The organism is Pseudarthrobacter chlorophenolicus A6 (assembly GCF_000022025.1).
Classification (GTDB): domain Bacteria; phylum Actinomycetota; class Actinomycetes; order Actinomycetales; family Micrococcaceae; genus Arthrobacter; species Arthrobacter chlorophenolicus.
Map to the genome: position 1 here is coordinate 1,008,453 of NC_011886.1, position 17,938 is coordinate 1,026,390.

Annotated in this window: 14 protein-coding genes and 1 tRNA gene; 9 read left to right on the forward strand and 6 right to left on the reverse strand. The window is 66.7% G+C overall.

Features of this window, described 5'->3' with window-relative positions; genetic code table 11:
* Nucleotides 1-57 precede the first annotated feature (57 nt).
* Nucleotides 58-936 carry a formate dehydrogenase accessory sulfurtransferase FdhD gene (fdhD, locus tag ACHL_RS04640; protein ID WP_015936137.1) on the forward strand — a complete coding sequence of 293 codons (879 nt, stop codon included), beginning with the start codon at nt 58-60 and terminating at the stop codon, nt 934-936.
* A 121-nt stretch (nt 937-1,057) separates the two neighbouring features.
* Nucleotides 1,058-4,087: an alpha-mannosidase gene (locus ACHL_RS04645; RefSeq protein WP_015936138.1), complete on the forward strand. Its 3,030-nt coding sequence runs from the start codon at nt 1,058-1,060 to the stop codon at nt 4,085-4,087.
* Between the two features lie 281 nt (nt 4,088-4,368).
* Here ACHL_RS04645 and ACHL_RS04650 read toward each other — a convergent pair whose 3' ends face one another.
* Both ACHL_RS04650 and ACHL_RS04655 read right to left on the reverse strand, forming a co-directional pair.
* Nucleotides 4,369-5,106, reverse strand: a complete 738-nt coding sequence (locus ACHL_RS04650) for a hypothetical protein (RefSeq protein WP_015936139.1) — start codon at nt 5,104-5,106, stop codon at nt 4,369-4,371.
* Nucleotides 5,103-5,840, reverse strand: coding sequence for a hypothetical protein (locus ACHL_RS04655; protein WP_015936140.1), 738 nt, complete (start codon nt 5,838-5,840; stop codon nt 5,103-5,105). The genes ACHL_RS04650 and ACHL_RS04655 overlap by 4 nt, the downstream gene beginning before the upstream one ends.
* A gap of 250 nt (nt 5,841-6,090) precedes the next feature.
* Between ACHL_RS04655 and ACHL_RS04660 the strand changes: the two genes are divergently transcribed.
* Nucleotides 6,091-7,752 (forward strand): ABC-F family ATP-binding cassette domain-containing protein, encoded by a 1,662-nt coding sequence (locus ACHL_RS04660; RefSeq protein WP_015936141.1) that lies wholly within the window; start codon nt 6,091-6,093, stop codon nt 7,750-7,752.
* Nucleotides 7,753-7,754: 2 nt separating this feature from the next.
* Nucleotides 7,755-9,668 (forward strand): ABC transporter ATP-binding protein, encoded by a 1,914-nt coding sequence (locus ACHL_RS04665; RefSeq protein WP_015936142.1) that lies wholly within the window; start codon nt 7,755-7,757, stop codon nt 9,666-9,668.
* Nucleotides 9,669-9,693: 25 nt separating this feature from the next.
* On the opposite strand, the gene ACHL_RS04670 is transcribed toward ACHL_RS04665, so the two are convergent.
* From ACHL_RS04670 to ACHL_RS04680, 3 genes are all read right to left on the reverse strand, one after another.
* The gene (locus ACHL_RS04670; protein WP_015936143.1) at nt 9,694-10,173 is read right to left on the reverse strand and encodes an NUDIX hydrolase; all 480 of its coding nucleotides are present in this window, start codon (nt 10,171-10,173) and stop codon (nt 9,694-9,696) included.
* The gene (locus ACHL_RS04675; RefSeq protein ID WP_015936144.1) at nt 10,170-10,664 is read right to left on the reverse strand and encodes a DUF6314 family protein; all 495 of its coding nucleotides are present in this window, start codon (nt 10,662-10,664) and stop codon (nt 10,170-10,172) included. The genes ACHL_RS04670 and ACHL_RS04675 overlap by 4 nt, the downstream gene beginning before the upstream one ends.
* Before the next feature lies 1 nt (nt 10,665).
* Nucleotides 10,666-10,738 (reverse strand) — tRNA-Arg (locus ACHL_RS04680).
* An 83-nt stretch (nt 10,739-10,821) separates the two neighbouring features.
* Between ACHL_RS04680 and ACHL_RS04685 the strand changes: the two genes are divergently transcribed.
* On the forward strand, nt 10,822-11,580 hold the full coding sequence (locus ACHL_RS04685; protein WP_015936145.1) for a DUF998 domain-containing protein: 759 nt from the start codon (nt 10,822-10,824) through the stop codon (nt 11,578-11,580).
* Between the two features lie 48 nt (nt 11,581-11,628).
* Here the strand turns inward: ACHL_RS04685 and ACHL_RS04690 are convergent, their stop codons facing one another.
* A complete protein-coding gene (locus ACHL_RS04690) occupies nt 11,629-12,264 on the reverse strand; it encodes a hypothetical protein (RefSeq protein ID WP_015936146.1) in 636 nt (211 codons plus the stop codon).
* Nucleotides 12,265-12,296: 32 nt separating this feature from the next.
* Here ACHL_RS04690 and ACHL_RS04695 point away from each other — a divergent pair, with 32 nt between their 5' ends.
* From ACHL_RS04695 to sucC, 4 genes are all read left to right on the forward strand, one after another.
* Nucleotides 12,297-13,127 carry an inositol monophosphatase family protein gene (locus ACHL_RS04695; protein ID WP_015936147.1) on the forward strand — a complete coding sequence of 277 codons (831 nt, stop codon included), beginning with the start codon at nt 12,297-12,299 and terminating at the stop codon, nt 13,125-13,127.
* Nucleotides 13,128-13,212: 85 nt separating this feature from the next.
* Nucleotides 13,213-15,726: a DNA helicase PcrA gene (gene pcrA, locus ACHL_RS04700; protein WP_015936148.1), complete on the forward strand. Its 2,514-nt coding sequence runs from the start codon at nt 13,213-13,215 to the stop codon at nt 15,724-15,726.
* A gap of 88 nt (nt 15,727-15,814) precedes the next feature.
* Nucleotides 15,815-16,537, forward strand: coding sequence for a hypothetical protein (locus ACHL_RS04705; protein WP_015936149.1), 723 nt, complete (start codon nt 15,815-15,817; stop codon nt 16,535-16,537).
* A 223-nt stretch (nt 16,538-16,760) separates the two neighbouring features.
* The gene (sucC, locus tag ACHL_RS04710; RefSeq protein WP_015936150.1) at nt 16,761-17,930 is read left to right on the forward strand and encodes an ADP-forming succinate--CoA ligase subunit beta; all 1,170 of its coding nucleotides are present in this window, start codon (nt 16,761-16,763) and stop codon (nt 17,928-17,930) included.
* Nucleotides 17,931-17,938 lie beyond the last annotated feature (8 nt).

Sequence of the window (17,938 nt, forward strand, 5' to 3'; positions counted from 1 at the left end):
TGGCCGGGCAGGTGCCCTGCAGTGCGATGATGGAGACATGAACAGGCAGGACGGTCCATGGGACGGGTGACGCAGCGCCGCAAGGTGCATAAGTATGTCCTGGACGGCTCGCCGAAGGCGCTGGAGTTTCCCGTGCGCTACCGCGAGGATGTCCTGGCAGTGGAGGAACCGCTGGAAATCCGGCTGGGCAGCCTCTCTTACTCGGTCACCATGCGGACCCCCGGCGACGATTTCGATCTTGTAGCCGGCTTCCTGGTGTCCGAGGGCGTGATCTGGACCCCGGACCAGCTGGTATCCCTGCGTTTCTGCGCCGGCGAGGACGAGAACGGTGTCCAGACGTTCAACGTGGTGGAGGCCCAGCTGCGTCCTGACGTCCCACTTCCGGAGACTGGAAGGAACGTCTACACGTCCAGCTCCTGCGGCATTTGCGGAACGGACTCCATTGAGGCCGTTCAGAAGTCCTCGCACCACAGCCCCGCAACGGACCCCCTCACGCTCGACGCACACGTGCTGGCCTCCCTGCCCGCCCTGCTCCGGAAGTCGCAGCGCCTTTTCGACGATACCGGCGGGGTGCATGCTGCCGGGCTTTTCCGGATTGAGGACGACGGCGGCGTGCAGCTGCTGTGCCTTCGCGAGGACGTGGGGCGGCACAATGCGGTGGACAAGGTGGTGGGCTGGGCCCTGCGCGAGGGACTCCTGCCCCTGCGCGGCACCGTCCTCCAGGTGTCAGGCCGGGCATCATTCGAGCTGGTCCAGAAGGCGGCGCAGGCGGGGATCCCCGTGTTGGCTGCCGTCAGCGCTCCGTCGAGCCTGGCCGTGGAACTCGCCGAAGCCAGCGGCCTGACGCTTGCCGGTTTCAGCCGGGGAACCAGCCTCAATGTCTACGCGGGGGCAGCCAGGATCAGCAGCCCGGCAGTTGCCTCCGCGCCCGCCTGACGCTCCAGCAACCCCCTTCGGATCCTGCCGCAGGGGGTTGGTTCGAGGGCTACCAGCGGGTAGATTTGTCCATCGAATGGACACGAAGATCCAATTTTTCAAGTGCTAAAGAGGGCCCACATTGCATGACGACCGCAGGATCACGGAAGTCCGACTCACCAGGTTTGTGCGTGAGCGCATCGACCCTGCTGTCTACTCCCGGACCGTGCCCCTGACCCTGAGCAGCTGGGACGTCCCGGACGAACCGGTACCCGCCCTCGAGGCGATGCGGCAGCAGTTCCAGCCCCTCGAGCACGGGACGGCATGGGGCAAACCGTGGAGCACCAAATGGCTCCGGCTGCAGGGTGACGTGCCCGAGTCGTGGGGCGCCGGACCGGACACCACGGTCGAAGTGGTGGTGGACCTCGGATTCACGGTCCAGACGCCCGGTTTCCAATGCGAGGGTATTGCCTGGCGGCCGGACGGCACCATCATCAAAGCCGTCTCGCCCCGTAACCGGTACATCCCCCTGAAGCTCCTGGGCACCGGCATGGCGGTGGACTTCTACGTGGAGGCAGCGGCCAACCCGGACCTCGCCCAGGACTGGACCTTCGCGGCAACTCCCTACGGTGACAAGTCCACTGCCGGAACGGCCCCGCATTACCGGCTGGGGACCATTGCCATCGCCGAACTCAACCAGACCGTCTGGGAACTGCAGCAGGACATCTGGACGTTGTCGGGGCTGATGGAACAGCTGCCCCTGGAACTTCCGCGGCGGCACGAAATCCTCCGGGCCTTGGAACGGATGATGGATGTCATGGACCCGGACGATGTTGCCGGGACCGCGGCGGCCGGCCGGGAAGCCTTGGCCGGGGTGCAGGCGCAGCCCGCCTACGCTTCCGCCCACCAGCTGGTGGCCACCGGCCACGCGCACATTGACTCGGCCTGGCTATGGCCCGTACGCGAAACCGTCCGAAAGTGCGCCAGGACCTTCTCCAACGTGGTGGCCCTGATGGACGAGAACCCGGACTTCATCTTTTCGTGTTCCTCCGCCCAGCAGCTCTCCTGGATCAAGGAGTCCTATCCGGACCTGTTCAGCAGGATCCGGGAGAAAGTCCGCGCCGGGCAGTTCGTTCCGGTCGGCGGCATGTGGGTGGAGTCTGACACGAACATGCCCGGCGGCGAGGCAATGGCGCGGCAGTTCATTGAGGGCAAATCGTTCTTCCTGTCCGAATTTGGCGTCGAGTGCAGGGAGGCCTGGCTGCCGGACTCATTCGGCTATTCCGCCGCCTTGCCGCAAATCGTGAAGTCCGCGGGAAGCCGCTGGTTCCTGACCCAGAAGATCTCCTGGAACCAGACCAACCGGATGCCGCACCATACCTTCAACTGGGAGGGCATCGACGGTACCCGGCTGTTTACGCACTTCCCCCCGGTGGACACCTACAACGCCGAGCTCAGCGGCCGCGAGCTGGCGCATGCGGAACGCAACTACAGGGATCACGGCCGGGGCACCGTGTCCCTGGTGCCGTTCGGCTATGGCGACGGCGGCGGCGGACCTACCCGGGAGATGCTCAGCGCCGCCGCCCGTACCGCAGATCTGGAAGGCTCACCGAAGGTTCGGATCGGATCCGCTGAGAGCTTCTTCCGGCAGGCCGAAGAGGAGTACGACGCCCTGCCGGTGTGGGTGGGCGAGATGTACCTCGAGTTGCACCGTGGTACCTACACCAGCCAGGCGCGCACAAAGAAGGGCAACCGGCGCAGCGAGCACCTGCTCCGGGAAGCTGAACTGTGGTGTGCCACTGCCGCCGTCCGCACGGACGGCCGCTTCGAGTACCCGGCAGCTGAGCTGAAGCGGCTTTGGCAGCTGGTCCTGCTGCAGCAGTTCCATGACATCCTGCCGGGCAGCTCCATTGCCTGGGTACACCTGGACGCCGAGCGCAACTACCAGGCCATCGAGGCGGCACTGGAAGGCATCATCGGCCAAGCCGCCGCGGCAGCGCTGGGAACAGGGGACCGGACATTCCTGCTCAACGCCGCCCCGCACGCCCGGAACGGAGTCCCGGCGCTGGCCGCCGCCGAACCGGCAGGGCAGGGCGGACCGGTCCGGACCAGCAACCAGGACGGCGGATACGTCCTGGACAACGGCGTGATCCGGGCGGTCCTGGACGCGGACGGCCTGCTGTCGTCCCTGAAGGACCATGCCTCCGGCCGGGAAGCCATAGCACCGGGACAACGCGGCAACCTGCTGGAGCTGCACAGGGACACCCCCAACGAGTGGGACGCCTGGGACATCGATGAGTTCTACCGGCGCAATGTCACTGCCTTGACCGGCGCGGAATCGGTCCGGCTGGAGGAGGGTCCCTGTGGCGCCACCGTTGTGGTGGAGCGCCTGGCCGGAACGTCTCCCATCACCCAGCGCATCACCCTGGCGCCGGGCAGCCCGTCCCTGGCCATCACCACATCGGTGGACTGGCAGGAACGGGAGAAACTGCTCAAGCTCGGGTTTGCCCTTGATGTCCGCGCCGACCGGTCGGCGTCTGAAACCCAGTTTGGCCATGTTTTCCGGCCCACCCACACCAACACGTCCTGGGAGGCCGCGAAGTTTGAGATCTGCGCGCACCGCTGGATCCACGTGGGGGAGCCTGGCTACGGCGTCGCCGTTTCCAACTCGTCCACCTACGGCCACGACGTCGCCAGGAACATCAGGGCGGCCGACGGCGGCACCACCACCACGGTGCGCCTCTCACTGTTGCGGGCGCCGAAGTTCCCGGACCCTGGGGCTGACCGCGGCCGGCACGAGCTGACAGTTACCGTCCGGCCCGGTGCGGATATTGGCGCCGCGGTGGAGGAGGGGTACAGGACCAACCTTGCGCCCCGGGTGGTTACGGGAGCCGCGCCGGTTGAGCCGTTGGTTTCGGTAGGCACGCCGGGCCTGGTTGTTGAAGCGGTCAAACTTGCCGAAGACGGCTCGGGCGACGTCGTGGTCCGCCTGTATGAGTCACTGGGGCAGCGCACTGCCGGGCGCATCACGGCGAATTTCCCCGTGCGTGACGTTGTGGTGACCGACCTGCTTGAGCGGCCCGCCGAGGCTCCCGGCGTGTCTGTGGCTGAGGGTGGTGCGGAACTGCAGCTCCGGCCGTTCCAGCTGGTGACCCTGCGCTTCGTCCGGTAGTACCCGGCGAGGCATTGTCCGGGTCTGGGGGTCCTCCGTGCCCTCAGGCCTAGACGGATAACCATGGCGGAGGCGCTGCTGCGCTGCCCAAAAAGGCCGTTAAATAGGCTGAGTGGGGGCGGTCCCCAACGGCCGCCACCACTCATCCCCCCAATGCGTGTGAAGGCCCCCGAAGCAGGGCCTCGTCCAAGAATTTATCCCCGTTCAAAAACGCGCCGTGCCTCACCTTCACACATTCATGATTGTTTCACATTCTAATGATTATGTGAAAGGCAGTTTGATTACTTTTCGGTAAATGACGCGGTTCCGGCCAGCGGCTTGCGCTGCCGGACCTTGCCGATCCAGATCAGCGCCAGGCCCACGATGTAGCAGAGCACGGCCGTGTAGTTCACAACGAACCGCATTGCACCCCAATCCGCCGGGATGAAGGGAAAGAGCAGGCTCAGTCCAATCGCCGCTCCGCCCACTCCCAGCAGCAGCGCCGCAACCTTCACCAGAACGGGAAGCCGGCTTCCAATCGCCTTGACCATGGCGGGGATGAGCGCGACCCCCACGAAGGCAGGGTAAGCGCGGCCGGCTGCTCCGTAGTACTCCACCAGCAGCATGTGACGGTCATCCTTGGCATAGACCGTGCTAAGCCCTGCCGAGGAGCCCTCAGTATCCATCAGGAAGAAGACTGCTACCACCAGGGCCGAAAGGATCAGCAGCACCAGAATCCCGGGCCGGCCCGTGATCAGGCGGTAAGTTCCGGCTGCACCAAAACCCTTGGCAATCCGGATGCCCAGGAAGAAGATTGCACCGAAAATGACGAACCGGAGCAGCAGGTTAGCCAGGTTGATGCCACCCAAGGCCTGGTCGATGGCGACGTAGGGAGCCTCGATGCTGAGCAGGATGGCCAGGGTCATGAGGGCGAAAATGCCGAACAGGGACCTGTTTTCACCCCGAACAGCACTGGGGATGCGGGCCAGGGCCACAAGTCCGCAGACGGCCAAAGTGGTCCATTGAAGGATCGCAATCATCCCAGGTTCTCCCAAATTTTTTCCGTCTGCGCCTGGTCCTGTTCCTGGCGGCGCAATACCTTGCCCAATGCCTGCATCCTGTCGCCCACCAGAGCGGTGAGGTCGCCGTCGGACATGCTGTCCAGGGCGTCCTGGCGGGCTCCGGGCGCCCACCCGGCTTCCTCTTCCGTGATCAGGCCGGTGGCTACCAGCCCGCCGGCCGGGCCCACCCCGGCCGCCACCGAAGTGGCCACCGCCAGTTCCGGCGACAGCCTGTTGGCCGTCAGTTGGGCGGAGTAATTCTGCGGAGCGATCCCGGTGGCGGCTGACACCCGGTGCCGGACCTCGCCGTCGTCGATCGCATCCACCCAGTTCTTCACCGATGAGGCGTGCGGCACCGGGCTCAGGGGAGGCGGCGCAGCGCCCTGGCGGCCCAGCGGGTCCATGGCCGGACGTGCCAGCGCCGCACGCAGCAGGTCCGCCGTCGAAATCTGGCTGACCAGCTCGCACCTGGTGGGTGGCTGCGGCGGCCCGGCAAGGACGCTGTAACTCTCAAAGCCCGCGAGGGCGGACACCGGGTTGATGCTGTATGCCCGGCTGATGCTCACCACCGTGGAAACGGATACCTTGCCTCTTACCAGTTGCTGGGCGAGTGTGGTCCGCTTGATCCCGGAGACCCGGCAGACGTCTGCCGTGCTGACATCGGGGGCGATGCCTTGCAGCCAGCGCTGGAACGCCTTGGCGGGAAGGGTCATGAAATGCTCTCTGCTGAACGGATGGTGAGTCGATTTTAGCGTGCCCCGGGACCGCCGATTTTACCCCGGGAGGTGTTTCGACTATGCTTGATGGTCGAGCCCGTTGGTCCGTACACCCCCCAAGTCCGGACCAGCGGGTTCTTTCATGCCCGCGGCCCGGAGCGCCTTCCCGGGACTGTCCGCACGGCATCGCCGGGCCAGTTCCGGCACGGGACCGGCTGCGCATGCACCCGGGCGAAAGGACGCATCCATGACTGCAACCCTTGTTGCCAAAGACCTCTCCGGTGGCCACGGCCACCGCACGCTTTTCGACAATCTTTCCTTCACGGTGGCGCCGGGAGACGTCGTGGGCGTCGTGGGTACCAACGGCGCCGGGAAATCCACGCTGCTGCGCCTCCTCGCCGGCGTCGACCAGCCCCAGGGCGGCTCCGTCAGCCTGGCCCCCGCCGACGCCTTTGTGGGGTGGTTGCCGCAGGAACACGAACGTGTGTCCGGCGAAACCGTGGCGGCCTACATCGGCCGCCGCACCGGGTGCACACAGGCCACCGCCGAGATGGAATCTGCCGCTGAAGCGCTGGGTGCCGGAGCTCCAGGCGCGGACGACGCCTATGCGCGGGCTTTCGACCGGTGGATGGCATCGGGCGCCGCGGACCTGGACGAACGGATACCGCCCGTCCTGGCGGACCTCGGCCTGGCAACGGGCGCCGATGCCCTGATGACCGGGCTGTCCGGTGGCCAGGCCGCCAGGGTTGCCTTGGCCGCGCTGCTGCTGAGCCGGTTCGACGTGGTCCTGCTGGACGAACCAACCAATGACCTGGACCTTGCCGGGCTGGCCAAACTGGAAGACTTCGTCACCAACCTGCGCGGCGGCGTGGTGCTGGTCAGCCATGACCGCGAGTTCCTGGCCCGCTGCGTCACCACCATTGTTGAACTGGACCTGGCCCAGAACGCCGTGGCGGTCTACGACGGCGGGTACGACGCCTTCCTCGAAGAGCGCGCGGTGGCGCGCCGGCATGCCCGCGAGAAGTACGACGAATTCGCCGCCACGAAGGCGGACCTGGTGGCCCGTGCCCGGACCCAGCGTGAGTGGAGCTCCCAAGGTGTGCGGAACGCCATGAAGAAGAGCCCGGACAATGACAAGATCCGGCGCGCGGCCAGCACCGAGTCCTCCGAAAAGCAGGCCCAGAAGGTCCGCCAGATGGAGTCCCGCATTGCCAGGCTGGACGTGGTGGAGGAGCCCCGGAAGGAGTGGCAGCTCCAGTTCAGCATCGGCCAGGCACCCCGCTCAAGCGCCGTCGTGGCCACCCTGCGCAACGCGGTGGCGCGCCAGGGCAGCTTCACGCTGGGACCGGTCAGCCTCCAGCTCAATGGCGGCGAACGAATCGGGATTACGGGGCCCAACGGGGCCGGGAAGTCCACGCTCCTGCGCCTCCTGCTGGGAACGCAGGCACCGGACGACGGCGACGCCTCCATGGGTGCCACCGTCGCCGTCGGCGAGATTGACCAGGCCCGCGGACTGCTGGACGGCGGCTCGCCGCTGGGCGACGCAGTTGAGGCGGTCCTGGCGGACTGGAACAGCGCAGACGTCCGGACGCTCCTGGCAAAGTTCGGCCTGAAGGCGGACCACACCTCGCGGACTGTGGATTCCCTGTCACCGGGGGAGCGGACCCGGGCTTCCCTGGCACTGCTTCAGGCACGGGGCGTGAACCTGCTGGTGCTGGACGAACCGACCAACCACCTCGACCTGCCGGCCATTGAGCAGCTGGAAGAGGCCCTTGAAAGCTATGAGGGAGCCCTGCTGCTGGTCACCCACGACCGGCGGCTGCTGGAAAACGTCCGGCTCGACTACCGGTGGCACCTCGAAGACGGCACGGTCCGGCAGCTCCACAACACTGCAAGCCAGGAGAAATAACCATGAGCATGGACGGCGTGGCCTGGAGCTCGCTTTACAAAATCAGCACCGCAAAGAGCGGCTCCAAGCCGTTCTCCAAGGAAACCCTGAAGCGGGTCCTGGCCTTTGCCGCCCCGCACAAGGGCAAACTCATTGCCTTTGTGATCGCGTCCATCGCAGGAGCGGTGCTGGCCGTGGCCACCCCGGTGCTCGCCGGCCAGGTGGTTGACGCCATCATTGCCAAGGCAGCCGCCGGGACTGTGATTTGGCTTGCCGTGCTGATCGCCATCGTGGCCGTAGGGGAGGCCGGCGTGGGGCTGCTGACGCGCTGGTTGTCGTCGAACATCGGCGAAGGCGTCATCGTGGACCTGCGCACCCGGGTGTTCGACCACGTGCAGCGCATGCCCATTGCCTTCTTCACCCGCACCCGTACGGGAGCGCTGGTCAGCCGCCTCAACAATGACGTCATCGGGGCGCAGTCCGCTTTCGCCGGCACCCTCTCCGGCGTGGTGAGCAACTCGGTGGCCCTGGTCCTGACGCTGGCCGTAATGCTCAATACGTCGTGGCTGGTGACCGTGCTCGCCATGGTGCTGCTGCCGATCTTCCTTATCCCGGCCCGGCGCATGGGCTCCAAGCTGGCAGACCTGCGCCGCGAAGCCGCCGCGCACAACGCCGCCATGGGCACCCAGATGACGGAGCGGTTCTCCGCCCCGGGTGCCACGCTGGTCAAGCTGTTCGGCCGCCCCGATGAGGAATCCCGCGAGTTCGCTGCCCGCGCAGGCAGGGTCCGTGACATCGGCGTCCGCATGGCAATGCTGCAGTTCACCTTCGTCACGGCCCTGACGCTGGTCTCCGCGCTCGCGCTGGCGCTGGTGTACGGACTGGGCGGGTGGCTTGCCCTGGGCGGCCAGTTGGCCCCCGGTGACGTGGTGGTCCTTGCGCTGCTCCTGACCCGCCTCTACGCCCCGCTCACGGCGCTGTCCAACGCCCGGGTGGAAGTCATGAGCGCGCTGGTCAGCTTTGAACGCGTGTTCGAAATCCTGGACCTGAAGCCCCTCATCCAGCAGAAGCCGGACGCCCGCGCGGTTCCGGCCGGGCCGGTGTCCGTGGAGTTCGACGACGTCCGGTTCGCCTACCCGTCAGCGGACAAGGTCTCCCTGGCCTCGCTCGAGGAAGTTTCCACCCTGGACACCAGGGGTGGCGAGGAAGTGCTGCACGGTGTCAGCTTCCGGGTGGAGCCGGGACAGACGGTGGCGCTGGTGGGTTCATCGGGTGCCGGCAAGTCCACCATTGCCCAGCTGCTGTCGAGGCTGTACGACGTCGACTCGGGCGCCGTGCGGCTTGGCGGCACCGCACCGGGAACCGGGCTGGACGTGCGCGACACCACCTTCGATTCGCTGCGGGACACCCTGGGCATGGTCACCCAGGACGGCCACCTCTTCCACGAAACCATCGCCTCCAACCTTCGGCTTGCACGCCCGGACGCGACGGACGATGACATGTGGGATGTCCTGCGGCAGGCACGCCTGGAGACGATGATCAGGTCGCTGCCGGACGGACTGGAAACGGTGGTGGGGGAGCGCGGCTACAGGCTTTCCGGCGGTGAACGCCAGCGGCTGACCATCGCCCGGCTCCTGATCGCCCAGCCCCGGGTGGTCATCCTGGACGAGGCGACGGCGGCACTGGACTCCACGAACGAAGCCGCGGTGCAGGCAGCCCTTGGCGCCGCACTTGAGGGGCGTACCGCCGTCGTGATCGCGCACCGGCTGTCCACCGTCCGCGCGGCCGACGCCATCCTGGTGGTGGAGGGCGGCCAAATCGTGGAACGCGGGACGCACACCGAGCTCCTGGCCGCAGAGGGCCGTTACGCGGAGCTCTACCGGACGCAGTTCGCCGAGGCCACGGCCGTTGCCGCGGAAGCCGTCCCCGAGCCCTAACAGGCCCTGCAGGGATCCAGGGGCGTCAGGGTCCCGGAGGGGTGGCCTCGGGCGCGGCCAGCGCGGGCAGGATGTGGTCCGTCAGCAGCGGTGCGAGGTCGCCGGGAAGCGGTGCCCCGGCACCGAGCCTGGAAGCGTCCGGACCGGCGGTCTCCGAAACGGCCCGGTCCCGGCCCGCGAGGTCCAGCCAGCGGATCTCCGCTATTTCGGCGGACGGGTGGGCCTGCCATGTCCCGGGCGCCATGAACACGGTGGCCTCGATATCCGTGTCGGCCTCGTTGGCGGCATCGGCGATCCATACCCCCATCAGCCGGAGCTGGCGTGGATCGATAACGATGCCCACTTCCTCCTCCAACTCTCGGGCCGCCGCCTGCACGGCCGTTTCGCCGGGCTCCGGTTTGCCGCCGGGGTGCATGAACATGGCGGTGCCGCGCTTGCGGACGGTGAGGAGGCGGCCGGCATCGTCGAAAACGCAGACGGCGGACACCACGATCCGGTGCTTCATGAGTCCCCATTCCGGGTCAGGTGCGAGGTCAGGAGCAGGTCCTTGTGCGGCCCGGTCACGTCCCAGCTGTAGCTGAACCGGTGCGGACCCTCGAACGCGTAGGCCACGCGGTAGGTATCGGGATCGCACCAGTGGTTGTCCAGGTTGGCCTCCGCCGTGAAGCTCATGCGGTGGAACGGCCGCCCGTCCGGGAAAAAGACGTCGAGGGCGTCCGGGCGTCCGCTGGGCCTGAGCAGGTAGTCGCGGGTGGCGGGTCCGGTGAAGGTGGGCCAGCGCATGGTGCCTTCCTCGCGAAGGTCCAGGCCGGCGTCGGGCGTTGGCGTGAAAAGTACGACGCCGGAAAAGGTTCCGCGGGTGCCGGCGGTCCGGTCCAACAGGTCCCGTTCCACAGTCCAGCGGCCGGGGCGCCCCGTATCCGCTGTCCCGGCCGGTTCACCGGCGGGGCCGAGCAGGTAGGCGCGAAGGTCAAACGCCGGGGACTCGAAATTCAAGTGCCCTCGATTGGAATCGAACCAACGACACCGGCTTTAGGAGAGCCGTGCTCTATCCACTGAGCTACGAGGGCGGGCATCCTGGGGATCGGCGGCGCCGGTCCGGACGGACACGCATACCAGCATACAAGGTACGGAGCCGTACTACGCTCAAGGCATGAGTCCAGCCCCGCCCGCCGCTCCCGCTGCCACCTTCGTACCGGACACAGCGTCCACCCGGCAGTACTTCGGCGCGTGGTCTGTCCTGAGCGTTCTCCAGTACTTTGCGGCGGAGGCCGCGGTGGTCATGGCATGGGCCGGTCCGCGCCCCTACGACCTGCGCACCGGCTACATCAGCGACCTTGGCGCGCTGAACTGCGGTATTTACGACGGCCGCCAGGTGTGCTCGCCCTTGAACTGGCTGATGAATGCCTCGTTCGTGGTGCAGGGGCTCGGGATGCTGCTAGGCGCGGTGCTGCTGACGTCCGGGCTGCTGTGCGTCGCCGCCCGCCCCGGAGCCCGGGTTGAGCCGGGCCGGCGCAGGCCGTGGCTCGCGGCCGCCGCGGTGCGGGTGCTGACGGGAGCGGCCGGGGCGGGGACCGTGGTGGTGGGGCTCGTCCCCGAGGACGCCGGCTCACCCTTGCACTTCATCGGGGCAGTCACGTACTTCCTCGCCGGTGCTGGTGCGCTGCTGGTGCTGGGCTTCCTGTGGCTGCGGAAGGCCCGCATGGCCTGGTTCCTGCTGGCGTGCGGGGCCGTCTCCCTGGCGGCCCTGGCAACCGGCGGCCTGACCGGCATGGACGTTCCCGAGCCCGGCACCCTGGAACGGCTGATGGGCTACCCGGTCACGGTGGGCATGGCAACGGCGGGCATCGTCATTGCACGGCGGGTCCACAGGCATCGGAAACACCTGCGGGCTTCATCGATTGCTCCGTAACCGTCGTTTTGGGTGTCCAGAACGGCAATTAGGGAGCAACGGATGGGCTCAGGAGGCCGTCGAGGCTTTCCGCTTCCGCGTTCCGATGACCACCGCAGCCGCGCCGGCCAGGAGGCTCAGGACCAGCAGCACCCACCCGGCCACGGTGAGGCCGGACGCGAGGGCCACCTGGCCGGCGTCGGGAGCATCCGGTCCCATCAGCGCGTCAATCGCCGCGTTCGCCCACAGCCGGACCACGACGAACAGCATGGGCAGGGCCCACAGCGCCCAGCGCAGTGACTTTTTTGCCACGTTGGTGCCGATGAGCAGCAGCCAGGTGAACCCGAAGATCAGCGGGAACAGGACGCCGGCGGTCTTGTGGACGTAGTTGAGCTGGCCGCGCGCGTCGTCATTCATGGCGCCGCGCAGATCCTCGATGTAGGCAGGATCGAAGCCGCCCACCAGGGAGTCCGGCATGGGCCTGCCCTCAGAGAGCTGAGTGAGCTGGTCCATGGTCAGCAGGTGCAGGTACCAGAACAGGAACAGGCTGGCCACCACGCCCGCGATCAGGATGAGGTTGCCGTTGTTCTGGGCTTTCTCGGGGGTGCGCGCGGTAGTGGGGTTCACCACCGGCGGGAGATGGTGCTGCGGCACGGCAGCCTTTGCACCGTGCTTCTTGATCCGCTGGGCAGGGGTTTTGGCCATGGCTCCATTATTCCGCCCCATAGACTGAAGCCATGACCATTGGCCGACACAGCGCAGCTGTACTTGACCCTGCACTGGACGACTACCAGCTGGCGGCGGCACTGGTCCGCGAAGCCGGGCAACTGGCACTCCTCATGCGGATGGCAGGATTGCAGTCCCAGCAAAAGACTTCCGTTTCCGACGTCGTGACTGCAGCGGACCACGCAGCGGAGGAGTACGTCCTCTCGCAGCTGCAGCGGTGCCGGCCCGAGGACGGCATCCTGGGCGAAGAAGGCGCCTCAGTGCAGGGGACCAGCGGCCGAACCTGGGTCATCGACCCCGTGGACGGCACCTACAACTTCCTGCACGGCTCCACTTACTGGTGCTCTGCCATTGCGCTCAAGGATGAGCATGACGTCCAGCTGGGAGCGATCTTCCAGCCTGAGGAGGACAAGTTGTGGCTGGGCGGCAGCAGCCGGAAGGCCACGCTGAACGGCGACACCATCACCGTGTACGGCGACAACCACGGGGAACGCAACGCCACCCCGGCCGCCCAGCTTGGCGCCGCCACCTACATCCACCCCACATGGCTGATGGATCCGCTCTGCGCCATGCCCTGGCACGCCGCGGCGACCTCTGCCGCTGCGCTGCGCATGCTCGGATCCGGTTCCTGTGACCTGGGCAGGGTGGCCGACGGGCAGCTGGGCTGCTGGTTCCAGCACAGCTGCCCGGAATGGGACTGGCTGCCCGGCAAGGCCATTGTCCGCGCCGCCGGAGGCGCCGTTGACACCGTGCAGGTCAACGGCCTCGAGTGGTTCATGGCCGGGGGTACGACGGCGGTGCGCGAGCTGCGTGCCGCGCTCGAGTCCGGCTCGGTGGCCTGAGCCGTTCCAGGCTCTCCGGGGCACGTCATCCACAGGCCGGGAGTGGGTGTCGGTCCCACCGCCTAGACTTGTAGGCACCATGGATATGTTGTTTGACCCGTACTCTGACGGACCTTTCAAGGCCGCCCCCGCAACCGCCACCCATACAAGGACCCGTTCCGACGGCGTGGCTACCGCGGCCGGGCCGGGAGGTTCGGCGTCCGGCGGCCATGCCGCTGGCGGGCACGAAGGGCACCACCAGTCCGGGCAGCACCACGGCAGGCGCCTGGACCCCGCAAAGCTGACGGAGGGCCTGAACCCCCAGCAGGAGGAAGCGGTCAAGCACGCCGGATCGGCACTGCTGATCGTGGCCGGTGCGGGCTCGGGCAAGACCCGTGTACTCAGTAACCGGATCGCGTACCTCATCGCCACCGGGCGTGCCCACCACGGCGAAATCCTGGCGATCACCTTCACCAACAAGGCCGCCGCGGAAATGCGGGAACGCATCGAAGCGCTGGTGGGCGGCCGCGCCAAAATCATGTGGATCTCCACGTTCCACTCCTCCTGCGTCCGCATCCTCCGCCAGGAGGCCGCCAACGTGGGCCTGAAATCCAACTTCTCCATCTACGACGCCGCGGACTCGCTGCGCCTGGTCACCCAGGTGTCCAAGGCCCTGGACCTGGACCCCAAGAAGTTTGCGCCCAAGGCCATCCAGCACAAGATCTCCGCGCTGAAGAACGAGCTCATCGACGCCGATTCCTACGCCTCGGACGCCAACTACAACGACCCCTTCGAGCAAGCCGTCGCCGAGGTCTACAAGGGGTACACCCAGCGGCTGCGCCAGGCCAACGCCATGGATTTTGACGACCTCATCGCCGAGACCGTGTACATGTTCCGGGCCTTCCCGGCGCTCGCAGAGTCCTACCGGCGGCGGTTCCGCCACGTCCTGGTGGACGAATACCAGGACACCAACCACGCCCAGTACGCACTGGTCCGCGAAATCGTGGGGGAAGGCCCCGGCGCCTCGGAACTGACGGTAGTTGGCGACTCGGACCAGTCCATCTACGCCTTCCGCGGGGCAGACATCCGCAACATCGTGGAGTTCGAAAAGGACTACCCCGAGGCCCGCACCATCAAACTGGAGCAGAACTACCGCTCCACGCAAAACATCCTCAGCGCCGCCAACTCGGTGATCTCCCGCAACCCCAACCGCCCCGAAAAGCGGCTGTGGACGGCCGAGGGCGAAGGCCACAAGATCATCGGCTACGTGGGCGAGAACGAACACGACGAAGCCCAGTTCATCGCCAAGGAAATCGACCGGCTCCAGGACGAGGACAACCTCCGCCCCGGGGACGTTGCCATTTTCTACCGCACCAACGCCCAATCCCGCTCCATTGAGGATGTGCTGGTGCGCGTCGGGTTGCCGTACAAGGTAGTGGGCGGCACCCGCTTCTACGAGCGCAAGGAGATCAAGGACGCCCTCGCATACCTGCGCGTGCTGGTCAACCCGGACGACGACGTCAACCTCCGGCGGGTGCTCAACGAACCAAAGCGCGGCATTGGGGACCGCGCGGAAGGGGCAGTCGCGGCGCTCGCCAGCCGTGAGCGGATTTCCTTCATGGCCGCTGCCCGCCGCGCCGAGCAGGCTCCGGCCATGGCCACCCGCTCCGTCAACGCCGTCCTGGGCTTTGTGAAGCTCCTGGACGACCTCGCCGAGGTAGCGGCCGGTTCCGGCGCTGCCGCGGCCCTCGAAGCAGTCCTGGAACAGACCGGCTACCTCGCCGGCCTGCGTTCCAGTACCGACCCCCAGGACGAGTCCAGGGTGGAGAACCTCGCTGAACTCGTGGCCGTGGTCCGCGAGTACGAGCAGGAGAACCCCGAAGGATCGTTGGGAGCCTTCCTGGAACAGGTGTCGCTGGTGGCGGATGCCGACCAGATTCCCGATGCCCCCGGCGCCGACATTGACGCCGCGGTCGCGGAAGCCAAGCGGCTGGGCGTGGTGACCCTCATGACCCTGCATACCGCCAAGGGCCTTGAATTCCCCGTGGTGTTCCTGACCGGCATGGAACACGGCCTGTTCCCGCACCAGCGGTCCGCCACGGATCCGAAGGAACTGGCCGAAGAACGCCGGCTGGCCTATGTGGGCCTGACCCGTGCCCGTAAACGCCTCTACGTCACGCGCTCGGAAGTCCGCAACATGTGGGGCCAGAGCCAGTACAACCCGGCCAGCCAGTTCCTCGAGGAAATCCCTGCGGAACTGCTGGAGTGGAAGCGCGAGGGAACCAGCCGGCAGGCTGCCTGGGGCGGGGGATCGATCAGTTCCGGCCGCTACAGCGGCTCCTTCTGGGGTGCGGGGACCTCCCGCGGCGCCGCCGCCGATCCTTCGGCGGGATTCAACGCCGACGTTCCGGCGGCCATCGCGCGGAACAGGGTCCAGCCGCAGAAGGAAATTATCGCCGTCAACGTGGGAGACAAGGTCAACCACACCAGCTTCGGCAATGGGACCGTCCTGGCGCTCGAGGGTGCCGGAGACAAGACCGTGGCGAAGGTGAAGTTCGACGTCGGCGAGAAGCGCCTGCTGCTGCGTTACGCTCCGCTGACCAAGGTGGAGGTCCAGTAGCCCGGGGGTCCTTCGCCGGCGCGGCCGCGGCCGACGTCGTGGAAGGCGTGCTCCCGCCGTCGTCCGCCTGAATCCGCCATGGAGCATAATGGAGCCCATGCGACGGACTGCTTTGGGGATGCTCGCCGCCCTGCCTCTTGTGACTCTCCTGTTCACCGCCACTGCGTGCAGCGTCACCACTGAGGACCCCAACTACGTCCCGCCGGCGCCGCTGGCACCCATGGCACAGCTCGAACAGGCCCCGCTGGCCAACCCCGAGGACTTTGCCGGCGGCGGGGAGGACATCCTGTCCTTTGCCACTGAAGACCGGAGCATCATCTGCTCGCTCACCTCGGCGAGGGGCGAGCACGTTAATCTGCCCTACGAAGGGAACAGCTTCAGCGACACCGCCAACAATAAACTCGCAACCGTCCCCGTGGCCCACTGCGAGCTCGCCACCTACGTCGAGCCGGCCCGCGAGGACGTCAAGGATGACTGCGCGGGAACCAACCTCGGCTACCTCGGCGGCGTGGCGCTGCTGACCCCGGACGCCGCCCGGTACGGGGAATGCCGTTCCGGCGTCACACAGGCGGAAGCCACCTACGGGCCGGACGGCAGCAAGGCCGGGCCACTGCTTCAGGTACGCGCCCTGGCGGACGGGCAGAACCTGGAACGCAACGGCCTGCGCTGCTCGGCCTACAACGGTGGCGTGGCGTGCGGAAACGTCTCGGCCGGGGTGGGATTCTTTGTCTCCCCGCAGAAGTATGAACTGATTTCCGCTCCCGCGCCCGGCACCGCCACAGCGCCCGCGGAGGCCCCAAAAACCCCGTAATTCCGCGGTTTTTCTACGCCCCATAGAATAGTGTCGTTACTCACATAAGCGGTACTCTGGGACGGCTCCGTCATTCCAAAGGACTAGAGTTCCCCATGGAGCAACAACGCCGCGTGGCTCGTTTCCAACAGGCCGCCGGTGCGTGCATACCGCAGCCAGCTCACCGTCTTTCGATGGTGTCCGGCTGTATAGAAACTACTTCGACGTAGAAGGACACTAAACCGTGGACCTGTTTGAATACCAGGCGCGCGATATGTTCGAGGCGCACGGTGTACCCGTGCTGGCCGGCATCGTGGCGTACACCCCTGAAGAAGCAAAAGCAGCTGCCGAAAAGATTGGCGGCGTAACCGTCGTCAAGGCACAGGTCAAGGTTGGCGGCCGCGGCAAGGCCGGCGGCGTCAAGGTTGCAAAGTCCGCAGACGAGGCTCTTGAGCACTCCACCAACATCCTGGGCATGGACATCAAGGGCCACACCGTCAACAAGGTGATGATCGCCCAGGGTGCGGACATCGCCGAGGAATACTACTTCTCCGTCCTGCTGGACCGGGCCAACCGCAACTACCTGGCCATGTGCTCGGTTGAAGGCGGCATGGAAATCGAACAGCTCGCCGTCGAACGTCCCGAGGCCCTGGCGAAGATCGCCATCGACCCCGCCGTCGGCATCGACCAGGCCAAGGCTGACGAAATCGTCGCAGCCGCAGGCTTCGCTGAGGAACTGCGCGGCAAGGTCGCCGATGTCATCCTCAAGCTCTGGGACGTCTTCAAGAAGGAAGACGCCACACTGGTGGAGGTCAACCCGCTGGTCAAGACCGGCGCCGGTGACATCGTGGCCCTTGACGGCAAGGTCTCCCTGGACGAGAACGCCGAATTCCGCCACGCCAAGCACGCGCAGCTGGAGGACAAGGACGCCGCTGATCCCCTCGAGGCCAAGGCAAAGGCGCAGGACCTCAACTACGTCAAGCTCGACGGCGAAGTGGGCATCATCGGCAACGGTGCAGGCCTGGTCATGTCCACCCTGGACGTCGTTGCCTACGCCGGTGAAAACCACGGCAACGTCAAGCCCGCCAACTTCCTGGACATCGGCGGCGGCGCCTCGGCCGAGGTCATGGCCGCAGGCCTGGACGTCATTCTGGGCGACGAGCAGGTCAAGTCCGTGTTCGTCAACGTCTTCGGCGGCATCACCGCCTGCGACGCCGTCGCCAAGGGCATCGTGGGTGCGCTGGCCGAACTGGGCCACACCGCCAACAAGCCGCTGGTAGTCCGCCTCGACGGCAACAACGTCGAGGAAGGCCGCCGCATCCTCAACGAGGCCAACCACCCGCTGGTTACCCTGGCCGCCACCATGGACGAGGGCGCCGACAAGGCCGCCGAGCTCGCCAACGCAGCTAAGTAAAGGGACGC